We start from the raw sequence: 18,351 nt of genomic DNA, 5'->3' as shown, positions 1-18,351 counted from the left end.
TGGCTTTTTTATGGGTAAATTATACCTACGTTGTGGTTTTCTCCAACCCGTACAAAGCGTCAGCAACGCGCTTTAAATCCACCTCGGTCACAAAATCGTCCGACAACGTTAATATCGCATTTAGATTGTTTTTTAGCTTGTCTTTACACATGGGCTCCGGCTTTAGTGCGGTTTGCAATAAATGAAGGGACATGTCTGCTATTAGCAAACGCTGCTTTTCTGGCCATGAGTCGTCTCCTTGAACTGCTTTATGACGTACTATTGCCTGCTCTACTTCGTCATGGATCCCCCAACTTAACGTTAAGATCTCCTGCCTTTTCTCTTTGTCCATAATTCCTCCTTTGCACAAAGGGTGCAACAAGCGGCTTGGAATTACAATTGACAATTCGTCATATACTATGAAGAAATTAACTAGTCTATTTGAGGGATATCGCGCTCGCCTTAACCCCTTCGCAATTCAGTGTCTCTGTTCAATTTCTTTTGGGGTTTTTTGGGTAAAAGCGTTCAGATTGCCGAGGACACAACGAAAATTCCCGAGTATTTTTATACGGTAATTTCATAAACCCAGCGACACCATAATCTTGAATACTCACCGTATACTGAATTATCTCACGCAGCAAAGCTGAAAACTGCGCTTCTTTTTCCGCATCCAGTAGCCTGTAGTAATAATGGATTTTTAATCTATCACTCAAAGATTCGAATATGATACAGCCAGTATGGTGTATTTTGTTTAACTCAAAAACACATTGGATGATTTGTTTTGGCAGATTAAGCTGTTCATCTGGATCTTTACCATCTTCGAAATATGAATGCGGGCGTGTCACTTCTGACGCTGCCACATGACTTACACTGTACTGCAGCTCTGGTAGGTTCTCAAAAATATACGCGCCTGTCTCATCTCGTTGTAATTGGATGGTTTGGCGAGCGTCGAACAAGCAACACTTGAATAGACCTTTTTGTTCAATCCCCTGAGCCAACATTACCGTAGCATTTACGGCATCAGTAAACGCAACATCCAGAGACTCATCATGCAACATTAAGCTCGACTCGACAAATACCGACTCCTCCTGCCAATGAAAGCTCAGACCACCTACAACTGGATATTTGGCTAAACGGCTAATGGAAGCCAAAAATGCTTTCTCAGTATCGCCAGTATCAAACAGAAACTCTTTGTAGTATCTATCCAATTGCGCATCGTTAACATCTAACAACTGCTGGTTGTGATCTGCTCTGCGCAAAAACTGCTTGCGTGAACTATAAACCACGGTATCGGGTTGTTCTTGCAAATGCGTTACCCAAAAAGGGATTGGCGCTTTGCATTGGGGAGTCTCAAGTTTTTGTAAATACACTTTTGCCATCGTTGGCATATTGCGCATAAAGTAATCACCCGCCTGATCCCTAACCTCTTTATCCCGGCTTAACATTCCATCTATTACACGAGCAAACTCCATAGGTAGCCCTAAACTTGTCGCGGGGATCACACTTGAACCAAAGCGGCATGATTGCGCACTTGCTAGGGCATAAATAGTGGATGCAACCCCTTGCTCATCAAAACGTGGCGATGAGCGTGCGCCCGACATTTGCTCATCACCGATAAAGTAAACATCTCCCATGCGTGCATTCGTACTTGCTACATCAGAAGACATCAGATCCATAATGTTACTTGCGATGGGCTCTCCGTGCACATCTACTTGTGCGTAAACCGAGCTTCCCCAATCCACCAACGAGAAGGCATCTGACGCTTGATCCCAAACTATGTTCGAGGGCTTAATGTCACCGTGAACAATGGGCTGAGGAGACATACCATTTTTTCTTTCTCGCAGATCTACGAGTACATTACGAAGCTTAAGTGCAAGTTGAACGAGATCCTTTGCGTTAAGCCGACCTTGCTTAATTGAGATCTGCTCTAAGTCTTCACCCTTGGCACGTGCCATCATCAAGATACCTTGTTTTTTTACACGTTCAAAAGCAAAAAACTCAGGCACCATCGGATTTTTGATTTGAGAAAGCATGTAGGCCTCATCTTCAAGCCTATCACGCACACTTTGTGCGAGCGTAATTCTTGAGAATTTAAACACCCACTCTTCACCGCCCTCTTCTACACCAGCAAATACAAAGCCAAATGCACCTGAACCGATTAATTCAACTCCTTGATAGCCGAGCAAGCTTAACTGCTTTTTACATATGTTCAGCCATTGGCGGTGCTTTTTTGCATCATGATGGGATAGCAAATAGATGGATTGCTGCTCATTGATATAAAAATTATGAATTGACTGTTTACTCACGGCGAGCACTTCTCAAACTAATATTATGAATATATTGAAAAAAAGGCCGACATTTGTCGACCTTTTTTATCAATTACTGCAAATTTTGACGGCTAAGCTTTAAGCCTTTTCAATTTTTGCCCACGAGTCTCTTAACCCAACCGTCTGGTTGAAAGTTAACGTCTCGGCTTTGTTATCACGGCTATAATAACCAAGTCGTTCAAACTGGAAGCCTTGCTCAGCTTCAGCATTCGCCAATGACGGCTCTAACTTAGCATTTGCAATGATCACAAGCGACTCTGGGTTCAGTGTCGCGGTAAAGTCTTCCGCCGCAGCTGGGTTTGGTACGTTGAATAAGCGGTCGTACTGACGCACTTCAGCTTCAATGCAGTGCGTTGCTGAAACCCAGTGGATTACACCTTTCACTTTACGACCATCCGCTGGGTTTTTACCCAAGGTTTCGTCGTCGTAAGAGCAGAAAATCGTTGTAATATTGCCAGCGTCGTCCTCTTCAATACGCTCTGCTTTAATCACATAAGCATTACGTAAACGCACTTCTTTACCAAGCACTAAACGCTTAAACTTTTTGTTGGCTTCCACACGGAAATCTTCACGCTCGATAAAAATTTCTCTCGTGAACGGCAGCTCTCGCTCACCCATATCAAGTGTTGGGTGATTTGGTGCACTAAGCATTTCAACTTTGTCAGCATCGAAGTTTTCGATCACGATTTTAACTGGGTCAAGTACTGCCATCGCACGCGGCGCGTTCTCATTCAAGTCATCACGGATACACGCTTCAAGCATGCCCATTTCGACCATATTATCTTGCTTGGTGATACCAATACGCTTACAAAACTCACGAATTGACGCTGGTGTATAACCTCGGCGACGCAGTCCAGCAATCGTTGGCATGCGCGGGTCATCCCACCCTTCGACTTGGCCATTTTCAACCAAATCGTTTAGTTTACGCTTGGACATAACCGTGTATTCAAGGTTTAAGCGTGAAAACTCGATTTGCTGAGGTTTGCACTCAATGCTGATATTCTCTAACACCCAGTCGTAAAGGCGGCGATTATCTTGGAACTCTAGCGTACACAGTGAGTGTGTAATGCCTTCGAGTGCATCAGAAATACAATGCGTGAAGTCATACATCGGGTAAATGCACCATTTGTCACCTGTTTGGTGATGATGTGCAAAACGAATTCTATAAATAATTGGATCGCGCAAAACCATGAATGAACTCGCCATATCAATTTTTGCACGTAATACGCATTCGCCCTCTTTAAACTCACCGTTTTTCATTTTTTCAAACAGTGCTAGATTCTCTTCAACAGACGTATCTCTGTGTGGGCTATTTTTACCTGGTTCGGTCAGTGTTCCACGGTACTCTCTAGCTTGCTCTGGTGAAAGAAAGCAAACATACGCTAAGCCTTTTTCAATTAGCTCAACTGCGTAGCCGTATAACTTGTCAAAGTAACTTGACGAGTAACAAATTTCACCGTCCCAATCAAAGCCTAACCACTTCACATCTTCCTGAATAGAGTGCACATAATCGATGTCTTCTTTTTCTGGATTCGTATCATCGAAACGAAGATTACAAAGACCTTTATAATCTTGTGCTATCCCGAAGTTCAGGCAGATAGACTTTGCGTGACCAATGTGTAAAAAACCATTTGGTTCTGGCGGGAAACGCGTATGGGTTGACGCGTGTTTACCGCTTGCCAGATCCCCGTCAATAATATTTCTTATGAAATTAGTTGGGCGATTCTCTGTATCCGCCATAGGAGGTCTTTCCTCTGAATATGTAGCTTGTTAACTGAGGCATTATTACAAAATAATTTGGTAACTTACAGCGCTTATCCGCTGTTAAAGCCGATTTATTTAGTGTTTTTTAAACACTGAGCAAATTACCGACTATTTTGCAGCCAGTTTAGTTTGCTTAGGCTTTTTGTTATGTGTCCAAGCTACACGATTTTCAAGTGTTGTGAATCGATACAGAGTTAATAACTACATGAAGTGAGCAAGCGGGATGAGTATTCGTCACAAGTTCAAAGTGCTTGTAACACCGCTGGATATCTCTATAACTGGATACGAGATTGTCAGCTTGAGCCAGAAATTTATACTCTTGAGGACAATAACGACAAAGATTGAACTTGAAAATATCCCAAGTTCAACCTGTTCACATTATATTCAGCTTATGTTTAAGTAATCGGGTCTAGTTCTGACAAATTAAACTAAGGTTCGCCTTAAATCATATAAACTAAGTCAAGGAAATAAGATGAAAACAAGTGCGTTTATGCGTGCGGCTTTGGTTGCCGGCGTAGCAGCATTTAGTCTCAGTGCAACAGCTACGGAAAACAGCAGTTCAAGTGCAACTTATAAAGTCTGTTACTACAAATTAACCGCTGCACATAGTAATTCTACAGCGCCACTTTGGGAGACAAAGACAGTACGAGCTTCACAGAAATGTCCACCAAGCTGGACAATCGCAGGACCTGGAGGATGGGCACCTGGCGGCGTATATATTTATCAATATTACACTTTTAGATAGGCTTTTCAGACGGCCTCATCGCTAAGTTTATCGTTTGTGCCATAACCATTAAACTGGCCGATGGCACAAGCATTCTAAAACACACTCAGCGCTTATGGAGAAAGTCTATCTCACAGAGATAAGCTTTTTAACCAGATGCTGAATCTAGCCGGTGCATCAATTAGCTTTCGAGCAAATATGCAAGTCGCTGTTTAAAGCGTTCTCTTGGCACTTTGTGCCAAAGTTCTTTATCTGACATTTCTTTACTAAAAGAAGCCAAGTCATTCTGTGCGACATAACGTTGAATTCTACGCCGCGTTGCAGGTGTGTAATCACCTCGGTATCTCAAGTCGACAAGAATGTCTTTGATTTTTGGGTTCAAGCCATACCAATCCACCGCACCATAGGCTTCGACGCAATCTGCTTTATTACAGATGCGTTTAACATCGTTTGCCATATCTAAATAGGTCTGCTCAAATAACTTAACCTGTTCCTGATGGCTAACCTCAAACTTATTAAGACCGTGTTCTTCAATAAACTTTCTGGCGGTTTCGCCAAATAAACCAGCTGCTTTTGATAATAACTTAGCGTCTTCAAAGGAAACCCCCGCTTGAGACAGCAAGGTCATTACCTCATCCGGGTCTCGATGCTTTAAGTCAAATCCACGCCCGATAGTTAACCCTGAACTATTAGTAGGCACATGAAGAATACGACTGTGATACCGCCCCCCTTCTTGCCCTTCCTGCTCAAATGTAAAACGCCCGATATCCGGTAATTTTATAGCCATGTTTATTCCCTAATTTACTACTCATTCAGCCCGCCAGCTCATCAAGCTAACGTTTTAAACAGATAATATACCGATATTGGGAATTAATTCACCTTTCACGGTATACCTTGTCGCTGTTTTCCTTTCGATAAGTGTTTGCTTTTGCTTTACAAGGTCAAAATATGCAACGCTGGCATACAGCCACTGTTGTAACTTGGATACAGATACCTTGTTGATGTAACGAAGCGTTGCATCACACATTTCACTACTTTGCTGAATACCCACATAATGTTGTATTTCTGAAAGCAGCTCACTTAGGTAGCCTCTAGATGCGACCAGTAACAATAACCCAGCTACCTTTTGGTCATAAATTTGTGCGCCTTTTAAAAAATGCCAAAGCTCAGACACGTACAAGTCTTCGCACAATGCGCATATCTCTTTCTCTGAGAAACCATTCACGCTTAGTGTTTGCCATATGGCTAACTTTTCCAACCCAGCTTGGGTACTGCTGGGTTCTATCGATTCCACACTGAATGCATATTGAAATGCTTTATGATAATCCGCCACGGAGCCACCTCTTGATTCAACTTATCAATGGACGTACCTCAGTGGCATTTGTGAAAAGTATTTAATTCGACTTGAAAGCTAACTTAGCTTTCCCCGAATTTGTAAAAACACTAGGCTCAAGAAATCTGACAGCATCGACTTAAACTCACTATGGTCTTCAAAGTTAGGTGGGCAAGGCCAATGGGGAAAATGAAGCTCCGGGGCTTGTACATTTTTGTAGTAGTACTCATCCGCAAAAAATAGAGGTTGGACTTGGCTCGTCACCAGTTCAGTTAGGTACTTTGAATAAATGAAAGAGTGATTGGGTCGTGTAAAAATAAGTAACCTATTTAGGCCAATGTCTTGCTCTTGAGGGTTACCCGAAAACAGTAAAGTGACCTGACTAATCACCTCGATAGGTGAGTCCCCTTCATGTAACGTTTGTTTTTCAATTTCTATTGAAGCTGTATACCCTTGCTCAATTAAGAGGGCTTTCGCTGTTTCCAAATGCGGCAACACTCTATTTTCAAATAAGTTATTCAAGTGCTGTAAAAGACTATGTCGATTGTAATCTAAATATGATTGTACTTTAGATTCGGCTACTTGATACTGCTGTTGACGCGCCTGATGTTCTTCAATCAGGGCGCGTAAGTTTGAATAATTATTTACAGGCATACACTTCTCCATTTTAAATTTAGGTTGGATTAACATGGGTGATACCAACCCGTTAGATACCTTGCCATTGGTGGGTTGATGGACCAAAATCTCAGATTCAGTCCGCTATTATTGTTTTTTTTAAAACGCGCGAAGGCGTAATTAGTGAATAAATAAAATGGGCAACCATGCTCAGAGGTAAACAGTCACCATGAGCATGTACCAAGTTGGTTTAATGAGGTTACGGCTTACTATATGCCGTATTGCCAATCGATATTGATAAGATCATTACCTAACCAAGGCAGTTGGGCGATGCCCAAGCCCCACGGCAGCTTCATCATTAGAATATCTTGAGGCTTGGTTTCGACGGCAATGCTGACACCGTTTGACGTCAAGTTAACTTCTCCATTTCGATGTAAGAACACTTCTTTGAACACGCTATTGGGCATCCCTTTAAGGGCTTCCCAACGCAGAATCGCAACCTCAAGAAGCCGATCTAACTCAGAAATGTCGAGATCATCGAGTGGCATTTCATGTTCACAGCAATAATCCAAGGGCAGGCCCAATACTGCGTTGATTGCATAGGTTTCATGCGCTTGTGGGTCGGTATCAACTAAGTAGCACAGTAATTGATGCGCCTTTTGCTGGCACACCTCATTGCAAAACACCACATTGCCAGACTCTTCCTCACAAAGTAGCTCAAACTTGCGAAACAAGGTTTCCAAAAAAGGCCACAACAGTACAATGCCAGCATCTTCACTCACCAATTTCTCTATGCTTGATTGATAAATTGCTTTAGCACTTTCCAGCGCCTGTAAAGTTTGTTTACGTAACTCGGTGAGGCCAGCTGCAAGCACTCGGCCTTCATGTTTTTCGGCTTGTTTTGATAGCCGGCACATTAAAGTTTTACTTTGCGCAACGATGCGTTTCGCACTCGAGTAGAATTGCTGTTCTACGCGTTGTTGCGACGCTTCACTTACATCCACAAACCCCAGTTGTAATTCTGTTTCTAAATTAACTTCCTCTTGGGCTGCGATAGCAAACACGCCCTCTGTACCGTGATAAGAGGAAGGGAATTCGGGAGAGTCGGCTGACTTGGGTTTAAGCAGAATACCTTCGAGCCTGTCAGTAAATTGCGTCAATATTTGCTGCACCTGTTGGTAGGAGCTCGCAGACTGCATACTCACTAAATCCATCAGTAAGTCCGTTGGGATAAGACCTGCCGCATTATTTGTACTAACTTTCGAATCGTTGCACTTTGATGGTACCAGTTCTGGCGTTGTTTGGTATTCGGAAAAGGCATCTGTGCCCATCACTGATAATTTTGTCAGTTCTTCAATACTGCACTGTAAAAGCCCCCCCCACCAACTCGACGTTTTCTGTGTATCGTTTACTAGATAAGGATTTAAAACAAGAATTCGCTTTTGTAAGCTTTGCAATTTGGCTAGACTTTTGTCGATAGTACGGTCTATATCAATGACTGTTTCAACAAATTCAGCTTCACTTAACAGCGTTTTCCAGCTAATGAAACACAACGTCAGTTCTGCGATTAACTGATGTGTGCCTTTAAGGCTGACTGATACAGTGATATTTTCGATTTGTTGCACAAGCTCGTTTAGATAACATCGAATTCTACTCAGCACCTCAAGTAATTGAGTCTGCTTTAACCGCCCCACGACTAAATCGTACTTCTCATCTACCAACTGCGACTCTGAATACTCAACGCACGGCTTGGCCAAACTCGCCTCTACAGGGTCAGCACATTGCTGCTCAATAGACCGCTCTATGTCACCACAAGTCGTGTGTACGGATTTGAGCATGGTTGCGCACAGTGTTGTTAGCTCTGCTACTAGCCCACTTTCGATGCGCTGATTTGCTTGCGATTGAGTCTCTGTAAAATCGTGATTTTTTTGTTCCCCTGCACGTAGTTGAGGTTTTATTGCTCCAAATTTTTGTACCATCAAGGCGAGTATTTGCGTGCTAGCCCCTATCATTTGTGCCTCTAGGATCGCTTTTTCTACAGAGTTTAATCCTTGCTTTATGACACAGAGCGCCAGGCGATACTGCGCAATTTGCGCTTGTTCAAAACGCTTTGTTTGCCGCTTTGCTACCAATTTAGAGAGCGGTCCTTGCAATTCAACGGCGCTGGCAATTGCATTTTGCACTGGTTGCGTTACTTGCCCCCCCTTATCGCTTTGCGGAACGTATACAGACTCATCATACTCAGAATAAAAGGTGATGGACTCACAAAGCCGACTAACAATCTCGTTTGACGGCTGTGCTTCTTCACTGTTCTGAATAACGCCATGCTTGTTTTCCACCAGCCAGCAACTCAATTCATTTAACAATTCGGTATATGCCTGTAAATTGACATTTTGTTGCAGCGGAGCACCGATTACTCGCACCGCACTACAATGATTTTGTAATTTTTTCAGAATTGATGATGGCATATCTTCAAATGTGCATACCAAAGCTCTTATCCGATTTGCATACACATAATTAAACAAACGCTCTGGTGCTAAAGATATCGCTTGTAGCTCACGCTCAACCAGCTTAAGCAAATACTCGGTCTTCTTGTGCTGTTTGTCAGTATTGGCGTTGGGGTAAATAACTGATTGCCCTATGTGTTGAAATAGCCTGTAAATGGGGTGTGGTAAATCCTTAAAAGCATCAGCTTGCGTAAATAAAGAAAGCCAATTCTTGCGATCAAACAGTGGCAGTTCGAGGTTTGCACTACGATGATTTAGAAGCTTACTCAATTTTTGCAAAGCCAAATACGAAGACTTGAAACCCTGCTTAAACTGACGATAAATCGGCAAGGTAATAAGCTTTTCTTGTGAGCCTCCCAATAGCTCTTGCTGGGCTATAGGGCTAGAATCACCGCGAAACGTTGTAATTAGCTCTCTTAACGAAGTATGCGTCAGAGGCTTTTGAAGAATGTACGCTAAATCACTTGTTCCATTTGAATGCGCAAGAACTCGATTAACAATACGAGCTAACGTGCGCCTGTCATTGTCCGTTAGATCATTCGCGGCTTTTATCGCAAACCATGTTTTTAGTAATTTCAGGTCACTTTGTGGGCGTATTAACGCAGCGGTCACCCTATTTAATGCCAAGCGATTAAATTCACCGCGAATAAAATACTCGTAAGCGATCGCGAGCACCTTAATACGCTCTTGCAGTTGAGCCTGATGGTTATCGTTTGCGCAGTATATTGACTCAATATCTAGCCATAACGAAAACCGGTCTTCTGGCGAAAGCTTATTGACTACCTCAGCGACATTAGTGGAAGGGAGATTTCCTACTAAAGTGTCAATAAAGGAAGCAACCTGCTGTGGGCTGTTACACAACGCTTTAATAAAGGTGTCGCGCAAAGCTGGCCACTCGGTAGACGTGATCAGCCCTAAAAACGCTTGTTTATTTTCGGTTATGCATTTTAAGAACGCCTCTTTTAAGCAGATCATTACTTTTTCATCTAGATGCCCAAACTCTAACTCCGCCACACTTGATACAAACTCATGCACTTCGGTGTTTTTCGCTGAGCTTTGTGCATTGAGTTGCACCTCAATCGAGTGCTTTAGCACTCGCCGTATGACGGGGCTAAATACACGTTCAAAATACCCTTTAGGATCCGCATGTAAGGCGGTTAAATCAATATCTGGTAATTCAATACTAATATCATCTAAACAAACGTCCTTTCCTTTTAGGAGCTCAACTTCAGATACATCCAGTTGCAATTGGTTAATCGCATGGTGTAGCCATGTTTTTAATAGTGACTCTAGGGCACCTACACTATATTGCCCTGAGTCAATGAGAGATGAAGGGGCATCAATATCAGCCCCTATTTGCGCGATTGCTAGTTTCATAATTACACGTGGTCGTTGCGCCAGAAATAGCGAGAATCATTCATTGGTCTGTCTAAGAACACGGCATGCCAAAGGAAGTCGCCTTTATGCTCCTCTTGCTCTTCGAGGTGATAACACCCGGCGCTGTATATATGGTCACCCTCGCCTTTTTGAGCAGTATTACGACGCCAAAAGCCTGTACAGATTAAGTTCTGACACTTGTAAGCGCCACCACCATGTAATTGAGCCACATTATTCATCGCCAATACTTCGCTTTCATCACAGTGTGCGACTGCACCACCGCGCTCTGCTTGGCAGTGCTGAGCTTCTATTTTGGCGTAACGTAGGCCATATGCTGCACCACCTTGACGCCCCGCACGACAATTACGAATGTGCTTGGCCTCAATGTTCGTTGCATCTTCACCATAAATGGCCCCACCATCACCACTAACACAGTGATTTTCGATAACGCAGTTAAGTTCAATTTGGTCCGCATAGCGAAGATTAAACGCACCGCCATTGCCCTCATACATGCTCATTTCACGAGATACTTCATGAATTGCCCCATCAAAAGTAAAGCCTTGCATGGATACATGTTTCACTGGGGCATCGCGGTCACCACGTACAATAAAACGACAACCCACATGCGCTTTGACGATACGGGTTTCACGCTCATTAAACCCGATGATACTCAGGTTAGAACCAACCTGGACTGAGTTTTTAAGTTTATAAGCACGAGAGACTTGTCTGTGACCATTGTGAGGGAATAACAAAATAGTCATGTTGTTTAAGTTTTCACGACTAAAGACCGCATCGAACTCATCTTGGTTGTGGACAGCGACGACCTTCTTGCCGCGACCAAATCGCCATGCATGTTCATCCACGTATGCTTTAACCGCAGCTTGCGTTGCAATTACATGATCAGACGGCGTATCACCACCGAGTTCAATATCCGCTGATGTCGCCTCAATGCATGGACCTGAAGGCATTTTCAATGTTGTCGGTGACAATTCACCTTGTACAGAGCAATCGCCAACAATTTGTGCGCCTTGATCCAGATGAAGTTGGTTTTCGAGGATAAGCTCGCCTTCTACCTTCAACTGCTCAGCAACACGCACATCACCTTGTACGTCTAGCTTGTGTTGCGGCTGAGCACACCCTAAACCTAGGTTTGCGTTACCATCTAATACCAGTTCAGAATTGCCTCTCACACCGATATCAAGGGCATTCTCTCCTTCGCTGGTGTTAACAGCCAACATTGCAATTTCGGTATGGGCATCGCCCACAGAGACTTTATGCTGTACATCTAGCTTCTGCGCTCTCACCATATCGCTAAACTTGGCTGTGCCTTGAACAGAAAGCGTATTAAGCATATTTACAGCAGGCTTCAATGCAACCTGAGATTGGGGCTCTAAACCTTCAACGATTAGACTTCCGCGAATTGTCGCATCTTTATCTAAGTGAACGGCTTCCTTGAAATACGCATTGCCAAGGGTGGTGAACTCACCGCCCAAATTTAGACTTTTGGCAAACACAGCATCACTCTCAAGCGTTAACTTGCGCTCAATAGTCGTTTGACCTTCAATAGTTACTGTGTCTTTAAATAGCGCATCATCATAAACTGTTAAGTCTGAACGCAGTTCTACATCGCCAAGGATCTTTGCGCCGTCCAAACATTCGAGTTGACCTGTGCCTCGAAGTACGCCGTTTAGCTCAATATCACCTTCAACTTTAACATCGCCTACAATATCCAGCTCAGCTTCAGGACTATCATTTCGGATCCCCACTCTACCATCTTGGAATACAATCGGATTTGCGCCTTTGTGATAAACCGCGAAAGCGTGTTCGAAATGATTTTGTTCAAGGCTAAGCTGGGCGCTGCGCAGAATTTTCATTTCTTCTTCGTCAGACGCATGCATCGCTACACCAATGCGCGTTTCACCAAGCAGCTCTGATGTACCATAAACATTTACATTACTTCTAAAGCTCGCGTATTCGTTCACATGTAGGCTGTCATCTATCTCGAGGCGGCCTTGAATTGCTAAGTCCTTTCTAAATCGCGCATCTTCTGCAACATCTAGCATGAATTCTGGTCTTTCCATACCAAGGCCTAAATAACCTCGGCTTACAACCAGTTGCACATTGCCCGCAGGGTCATCGACACGTATCGCTTGTAAGTCTTTTTCACTGATATGTAATCGCGCACTTGCCTGATAAGGAACAAGCGACAAATTGCCAGCAACATCTAAATTGGCTCTAAAGCTCACGTCATTATTTACTGTCAGTGCATCCCTACCTTCTGTGCCCTGAATCTCAACGCTCCCAGCAGCATAATGCTCTCCGTGAACATTCAGATCTTCTTCAATAATAACCGAGCGTCCAACTTCTAAGTTTGAACTGATGGTCGTATTGCCCCGCACGAGCAAATCGTGTTCAAGCGTGGCTTTTTGTGTCACAGTCAGTTCGCCATCCAGCACCGACTCACCAGACACTTGTAATGCAGCACGTTGCGCATCACCGGTGTTATTTGTCACACTCACTGCTAGGCCATCTTTAAGCGTTGCATGACCCATTAATTTTGTTCTGCCATCAACGGTCAGTGCATCACCGTGATTACTGACATTCAACAGACCAGTAATATCGGCACGACCTGTCACTGCCAAGTTAACCTCATTGCTAGGTAGCATTTGGTTAATGGCGAGTTGACCAGGCGCCGCATTCAGTTCAGCATCACCTGCACTATTCGTTACTTTGAAAATGGGCGTTTCTGCCTGCTGAGTGAGCGTCAATTGGCTCGCGGAGAAATTAACCGAAATGTGTTCGTTTTCTACAATTGAGAATGCGCCGTGCAAATCCGTATTACCATATACACTGAAATCTGCTGACTTTTGCGATGTCCCCACCATAGTCTGCGAAAGCCCTGCACTGAATCCGCCGAACTCGCTATTTTCAGTCGCAACATAGAGCCCTGTTAACACGTTGACGTCTTTATCAAAGCGCGCCGCCTCACCCACGTGAAATTGTGCCAGCGGGTTAGTTTGGAAAAAGCCAATATTTTTCGCTTTAGCATGGATTAATGAAGTTGTATTAAGACCATCAAAATAACTGATATCAACACTTTGAGATTGCTCATTGTGCGCTAGAACAGATAGCTTCGCATCCGTAGTCCAATCACTTTGTAGATTGTGCTTTGCAATAACCACATGCTCGCTGAAATCTGCTTGCTTAACCTTAGCATGCTCTGTTATTTCAAGTAGCGGCGTATTTACATCACCTTTGACATCAAGAGAAAGTGCAGAGTCCGAGCTTCCCATAACAGCCTGACCATGTTTCACTCGTACTAAATGATTGCCATCTTTATCTTTGACAAGAAGTGCCGGGGTTTCAGCAGCAGTGCCTTTAATGGTAAGCGTCGCTTCTTCTGAAATTGTATTTTCACCGACAGTGAGCGCTTGTTTCGCTATCATGTCTGGCGAAATAACGTGCGCATCAGATTCAATGACATCTTTTGCATCAATTGATGTAAAGTCAGCGTGTGCTTTTACATCTAAAGTTGTATTAATAATCGCACCAGCATCGCTTTGAACTGGTACATTAGGTTGCTCACCAACTTGTAATTGACGCGTGCGAGTCTGTCCAAGTACAGTAGTGTTTTCAGCGACATCCAATGAATCCAGATGAGTATCACCGGCGTTCAAAGCCATTTCAATCTCAGCGCGATTTGCAGTCACTTTTTCACCCACATTCAGGCTTTCAGAAACTTGCGTGTTTGCCCAAATATTGACGGGTTGTTCACCTACTAAAGGCGCATTTGTGACTTTGATCAACGAGTCATTAGTGTTGCCAAGGTTAAGAATATCTCCCTGATTACTTTGTACATCTAGCTTTGCCGTCGGCGCTTGAGCGCCCACTGAAAGGGCCGTTTCCACATGTGCATTTGCGTTAAATACTGCGCTGCCCGCGACATCTAGAGACTCTCCAATCTCCACTTCTCCAGTAAAAGAAGCGTTGCCATTATTACCTAACAGGATGTGTGCTTCGTCTTTATTTTTGCCAACCAATACTCTATTGGTGACATGGAAACTCTCATCGGGCGTCGCAGTACCTACACCCACTCGGCCTTCAGGGTTAATAATAAATGGCGTGGCATCTTGGTTGAGGTCGTCGACTCGCAGCAAATCACTCGTATCTGTTGAGCGCTTACCAATATGTAATTTCGCAGTCGTACTTTGCTCATCAAGCCCAACACCGAGTTTTGGCACTTCTACATGCGACTCGAAAATTGACTGTCTAGCTGCGAACAACTCACCTTGTAGCATGGTTTTTTCTGCAACAGTTAGCTGATGTGCAGTGGTCACGCCACCCAGTTCGGCCTCACCTGAGACATTCAAAGAATCTGCCTGAATATCTTTTTCTGCAATGACAGATTCTTTTGCCCTCAGCGTGCCTGACGTTGTCACGTAGGGCTGATTATCTGCATCTAACCCCGCCTCAAGTGCCTGAGTCGTGCCTTTTTTCACGCTGAGCTCACCCGCCGTTACGCGTTCACTCACATTGGCTGATTGTGATTTAAGTTCACCGGTTGACTTTATATTGCCACTCACTTGTAGCAAGTCGTTTGCATCGCTGTCGACCTTTACCTTGTCATACATTGTCAATGTATCAGCTTCAACCTTTAGCGCTTTTACCTCGCCACCATCTGGAGAAACATGTAGTGTATGATCCACCGTTACCGCAGAATCATCGACTCTGAATTGCTCTGTTTCTCCATCTGGGCTCACTGATAGAGCAGACGTCACAGAGATTTCTTGCTCATCGCCATCTTGAGTGACAGCTATCGGATCGTCAATTTGATTAAACCCGGAGCGGATCAGGGATTCAAAATCATCGCCCGTTGGCGTTTTAAGATCGTCAAATTTATCAATCAATTCAGCCCGACTGCTTTTGGCAATCACAGATGTTGAGTCGCACTCGGCTACAATTTCTTGGTCACTGACTTTGTTCATTCTTCGTTTCCTTCAGGATCTATTCGATTTGGCACGCTAGTAGCGACGATGAATTTCGAAACTACCGCTGTATTTGAGTTAATTTGAGAAAAAGACACCGGCAAAATAGGCTTGAGGTAAGCCAACGGCGAATAGCCTACGGTGAATCGCGTGTTGCTATTTGGTTGTGTAAATGCATTCGGCGTACAGATATGGTCGATACACAATTGCGTTGCAAGGTAGATCACTTGCTGTGCATTGAAGCCTTGCGGATACAGTTCGGAATGCGTCGAGATAACCTCTGTGATCTGATCCATAATGGCTTGATACGAATCGCCATTTAGTTCTAAATCATCGGGTAACTCTGCCGATGCATAACCTTGTAGTATTTGCAGCAGGTATGTTTCGAGTACTTCGCCGCCTTGCGGCTTGGCCAGAACATACTCGATAATCAGCTCGATAACTCTGCCACTGTCCAACAGTATCAATTCCAACAATTCACCAATGTCTGTCGCGACGTTAGCGATGTGCGCTTGCCCTTCGCAAAACCGCTCTCTTTGTGCCTGCCCGTAGAAGTTTAACCAACCGTAGTAAAGCCGCTCAAACAAACTCATTTGTTCACGTTGCAGCCATACACAACGCACTGTCATATGCAATGGGACGTGTTGCACAATTTGGCTCTCGACTAGGCGCTGGAAATTTTCATTGTTCAGTCGCGTTGTCCAATTAGGCAGCACAAAAAACAAGGTTTCACTTTGTTGCTCGCTAATGAGATCTCCCTCTAGCAAGTAGAAGCTTTCTCGGTTGTGTGTTGCGAGTGGCATTTGCCCTTGGTGAGAAAAGCCTAAGTTGCGCATAACAAGTTGGCTTAGACTGGACAAGTGTGCGGTTTTTGGACTTTTAGATAAATAGTTAAAGCCGCGGCAACGATTGTGACCTAGTGTGCCAATTTCATTGAGTAGTCGACATTTATCAATATACTGGCGTAGCAATACTAAACGCGTTAATAAATCTTCTTCATGACTTGGGTCCAATTCGCACCCAGAGAGTGCACTCATGTAAAAGCTAAATGCTTCGCGATATTTCAACAGATTGGCATTGGGCAGTTTAATTGCAAACCGAGCTAAAAGGTGTGCCGCGCTGTCATTTAACCGAGTTAGCTGCGCAATTGAAAAATCTATTTCTAATTGCTGTTGTAAACCTTGCTCGAGATAGCTAGGCATGGCGACCCTAATCAGGTGGTTAACCCCACTTATGCCCGTAACTGCTTGACTCAACTGTGTATGTGGCAATGAAATTGCGCGTTGCCAAAACTTGTGCAGCACCGACTCAGAAATGGCTTCACTGGCTAACATACAGTCTAAGACCATGCCTAAGAATTCAAAGCTTTGCTGTTGAGGTAAGGCCAGCACATGCGGCAATATATCGATTTGTTTATGCTGATCCGCTAGCAGCTGGTCAAAAAGATGCAGATAACCCTTAAATTGTAATAATTGCGCTTTTTGTGCGGAGTCTATTTCACGGTTGAGCATTTGCTCAGTAACCGCATAGGTCTTAGGTAGCTCATGCTGCAATGAGTCATAGCGGCTCAAATGTACATATTGCCCTTCGCTTTGTGCAAAGCTCTGTTCTAGACCCCCCGATTCTTCACTCAACTTCGCAGCGATGCCCAACTTTATTTGCGCGATTTCTTGCTCACTCAAATGATAGTCTTGACCTTCAATGACTAACGACAGTCCTTCAAAGAAAGCGTCACTTGAGAATCCGAGCTGTGGCGCCAAGTTGTTCTTGGTAGGATCTAACTCAGCAACTTCAACTTGCCAATATTCATAACCAGGTTGAGCACCACCTTCAGTAATAAACCTAAACTCCTCGATTTGTTTGATGTTTTGGTGTTGGCGTAATACATCAAGAATATCGGAGCTATATAAGTACTTTTTAATGGGCGTATTTTCGAGGTCGCTATCTAAAATGTAACCATTATTAAGCCGCGGCCCTTGATAAATATCCTGCACATACATCCCCATGTTAAACAACTCTGTTGCGCTGTATCGTTTGACCGTGGGGGAGATTTCTAATGCAACTTTAGCCAAAATATCAACCAAAGCGTCAACGATGCTATTTGTGTTTTCAAGCACCATTTTCATGCCAAGCTTAACATCAGCAGGGTTATAAAAAGCGATATCACCCAATTGGTGTGTCACACACCGCGCTTGAGAGAACACATGATGAATACGGTTTTGCACCTGTACTACTTGCTCTGGTTCATAGTTATAAAGTTGCACCATTAAATCAAAGCAAGTTTCACCGTTTTTCGTCTTATCGCTGGTTTGAATGTCTAAGTTTTTAATAATCGGAATATCTAAAAACAATCGTCGATAGTCAGCCAGAGTGACACAGTGGCTAAACATGACCGCGTCAGACGTTAAAAACTGATCTGGTGCGCCATCACTTTGTGGATCGACCTCAAGCAGATCTGCCACGGGGTAACTTAATTTGTAACTTAAATCAGATAGCACATAGGCGAGTACTTCCAGCAAAGTAATGCCAGGGTCAAAAACGTTGTGATCACTCCAAGTTTCAGGTGCCAACTTTTGCAGCTGCGCTATCCCTTGCTGGCGTAACCTAGTTAGGTCTTGCCCGGGATGCAACGAAGCATCTGAAGCAATTTTCAGTGCATTGGGTTCCATGTTTTTCCTCTGGGAATTTGGTCAATATTTGAATAGACGGAGTGCGTTCATATCTGTGAACGCATATATGG

10 protein-coding genes are annotated in these 18,351 nt (G+C 43.8%); 1 reads left to right on the top strand and 9 read right to left on the bottom strand.

Features of this window, described 5'->3' with window-relative positions; genetic code table 11:
* Nucleotides 1-25 precede the first annotated feature (25 nt).
* The 3 genes from A7985_RS03010 to glnS form a co-directional block, all read right to left on the bottom strand.
* The gene (locus tag A7985_RS03010; protein ID WP_063371918.1) at nucleotides 26-331 is read right to left on the bottom strand and encodes a hypothetical protein; all 306 of its coding nucleotides are present in this window, start codon (nucleotides 329-331) and stop codon (nucleotides 26-28) included.
* A 139-nt stretch (nucleotides 332-470) separates the two neighbouring features.
* Complete coding sequence (locus A7985_RS03005) at nucleotides 471-2,285, bottom strand: protein kinase domain-containing protein (protein ID WP_065788942.1); 1,815 nt, start codon at nucleotides 2,283-2,285, stop codon at nucleotides 471-473.
* A gap of 99 nt (nucleotides 2,286-2,384) precedes the next feature.
* On the bottom strand, nucleotides 2,385-4,046 hold the full coding sequence (glnS, locus tag A7985_RS03000) for a glutamine--tRNA ligase (RefSeq protein WP_065788941.1): 1,662 nt from the start codon (nucleotides 4,044-4,046) through the stop codon (nucleotides 2,385-2,387).
* Nucleotides 4,047-4,542: 496 nt separating this feature from the next.
* Between glnS and A7985_RS02995 the strand changes: the two genes are divergently transcribed.
* The gene (locus A7985_RS02995) at nucleotides 4,543-4,815 is read left to right on the top strand and encodes a hypothetical protein (protein WP_065788940.1); all 273 of its coding nucleotides are present in this window, start codon (nucleotides 4,543-4,545) and stop codon (nucleotides 4,813-4,815) included.
* Between the two features lie 160 nt (nucleotides 4,816-4,975).
* On the opposite strand, the gene A7985_RS02990 is transcribed toward A7985_RS02995, so the two are convergent.
* From A7985_RS02990 to A7985_RS02965, 6 genes are all read right to left on the bottom strand, one after another.
* Nucleotides 4,976-5,581 (bottom strand): hypothetical protein, encoded by a 606-nt coding sequence (locus A7985_RS02990; protein ID WP_065788939.1) that lies wholly within the window; start codon nucleotides 5,579-5,581, stop codon nucleotides 4,976-4,978.
* Between the two features lie 54 nt (nucleotides 5,582-5,635).
* Entirely contained in the window at nucleotides 5,636-6,127 is a 492-nt protein-coding gene (locus A7985_RS02985) for a hypothetical protein (protein ID WP_065788938.1), read from the bottom strand.
* Nucleotides 6,128-6,205: 78 nt separating this feature from the next.
* The gene (locus A7985_RS02980) at nucleotides 6,206-6,781 is read right to left on the bottom strand and encodes a hypothetical protein (protein WP_065788937.1); all 576 of its coding nucleotides are present in this window, start codon (nucleotides 6,779-6,781) and stop codon (nucleotides 6,206-6,208) included.
* 230 nt (nucleotides 6,782-7,011) lie between these two features.
* A complete protein-coding gene (locus A7985_RS02975) occupies nucleotides 7,012-10,626 on the bottom strand; it encodes a contractile injection system tape measure protein (RefSeq protein ID WP_065788936.1) in 3,615 nt (1,204 codons plus the stop codon).
* A gap of 2 nt (nucleotides 10,627-10,628) precedes the next feature.
* Nucleotides 10,629-15,611 (bottom strand): hypothetical protein, encoded by a 4,983-nt coding sequence (locus A7985_RS02970; protein ID WP_065788935.1) that lies wholly within the window; start codon nucleotides 15,609-15,611, stop codon nucleotides 10,629-10,631.
* The gene (locus A7985_RS02965) at nucleotides 15,608-18,280 is read right to left on the bottom strand and encodes a hypothetical protein (protein WP_065788934.1); all 2,673 of its coding nucleotides are present in this window, start codon (nucleotides 18,278-18,280) and stop codon (nucleotides 15,608-15,610) included. Before A7985_RS02965 ends, A7985_RS02970 begins: the two co-directional genes overlap by 4 nt.
* Nucleotides 18,281-18,351: the final 71 nt, after the last annotated feature.

Source organism: Pseudoalteromonas luteoviolacea, assembly GCF_001696455.1.
GTDB classification, from domain to species: domain Bacteria; phylum Pseudomonadota; class Gammaproteobacteria; order Enterobacterales; family Alteromonadaceae; genus Pseudoalteromonas; species Pseudoalteromonas luteoviolacea_C.
The sequence above is the reverse complement of the archived record's forward strand: the minus strand, read 5'-3'. Positions and strand labels throughout refer to the sequence as shown.

Coding starts and splice junctions, on each gene's coding strand:
- A7985_RS03010 (WP_063371918.1), bottom strand. CDS start 331: ATGGACAAAGAGAAAAGGCAGGAGATCTTAACGTTAAGTTGGGGGATC.
- glnS (WP_065788941.1), bottom strand. CDS start 4,046: ATGGCGGATACAGAGAATCGCCCAACTAATTTCATAAGAAATATTATT.
- A7985_RS02995 (WP_065788940.1), top strand. CDS start 4,543: ATGAAAACAAGTGCGTTTATGCGTGCGGCTTTGGTTGCCGGCGTAGCA.
- A7985_RS02990 (WP_065788939.1), bottom strand. CDS start 5,581: ATGGCTATAAAATTACCGGATATCGGGCGTTTTACATTTGAGCAGGAA.
- A7985_RS02980 (WP_065788937.1), bottom strand. CDS start 6,781: ATGCCTGTAAATAATTATTCAAACTTACGCGCCCTGATTGAAGAACAT.
- A7985_RS02975 (WP_065788936.1), bottom strand. CDS start 10,626: ATGAAACTAGCAATCGCGCAAATAGGGGCTGATATTGATGCCCCTTCA.
- A7985_RS02970 (WP_065788935.1), bottom strand. CDS start 15,611: ATGAACAAAGTCAGTGACCAAGAAATTGTAGCCGAGTGCGACTCAACA.
- A7985_RS02965 (WP_065788934.1), bottom strand. CDS start 18,280: ATGGAACCCAATGCACTGAAAATTGCTTCAGATGCTTCGTTGCATCCC.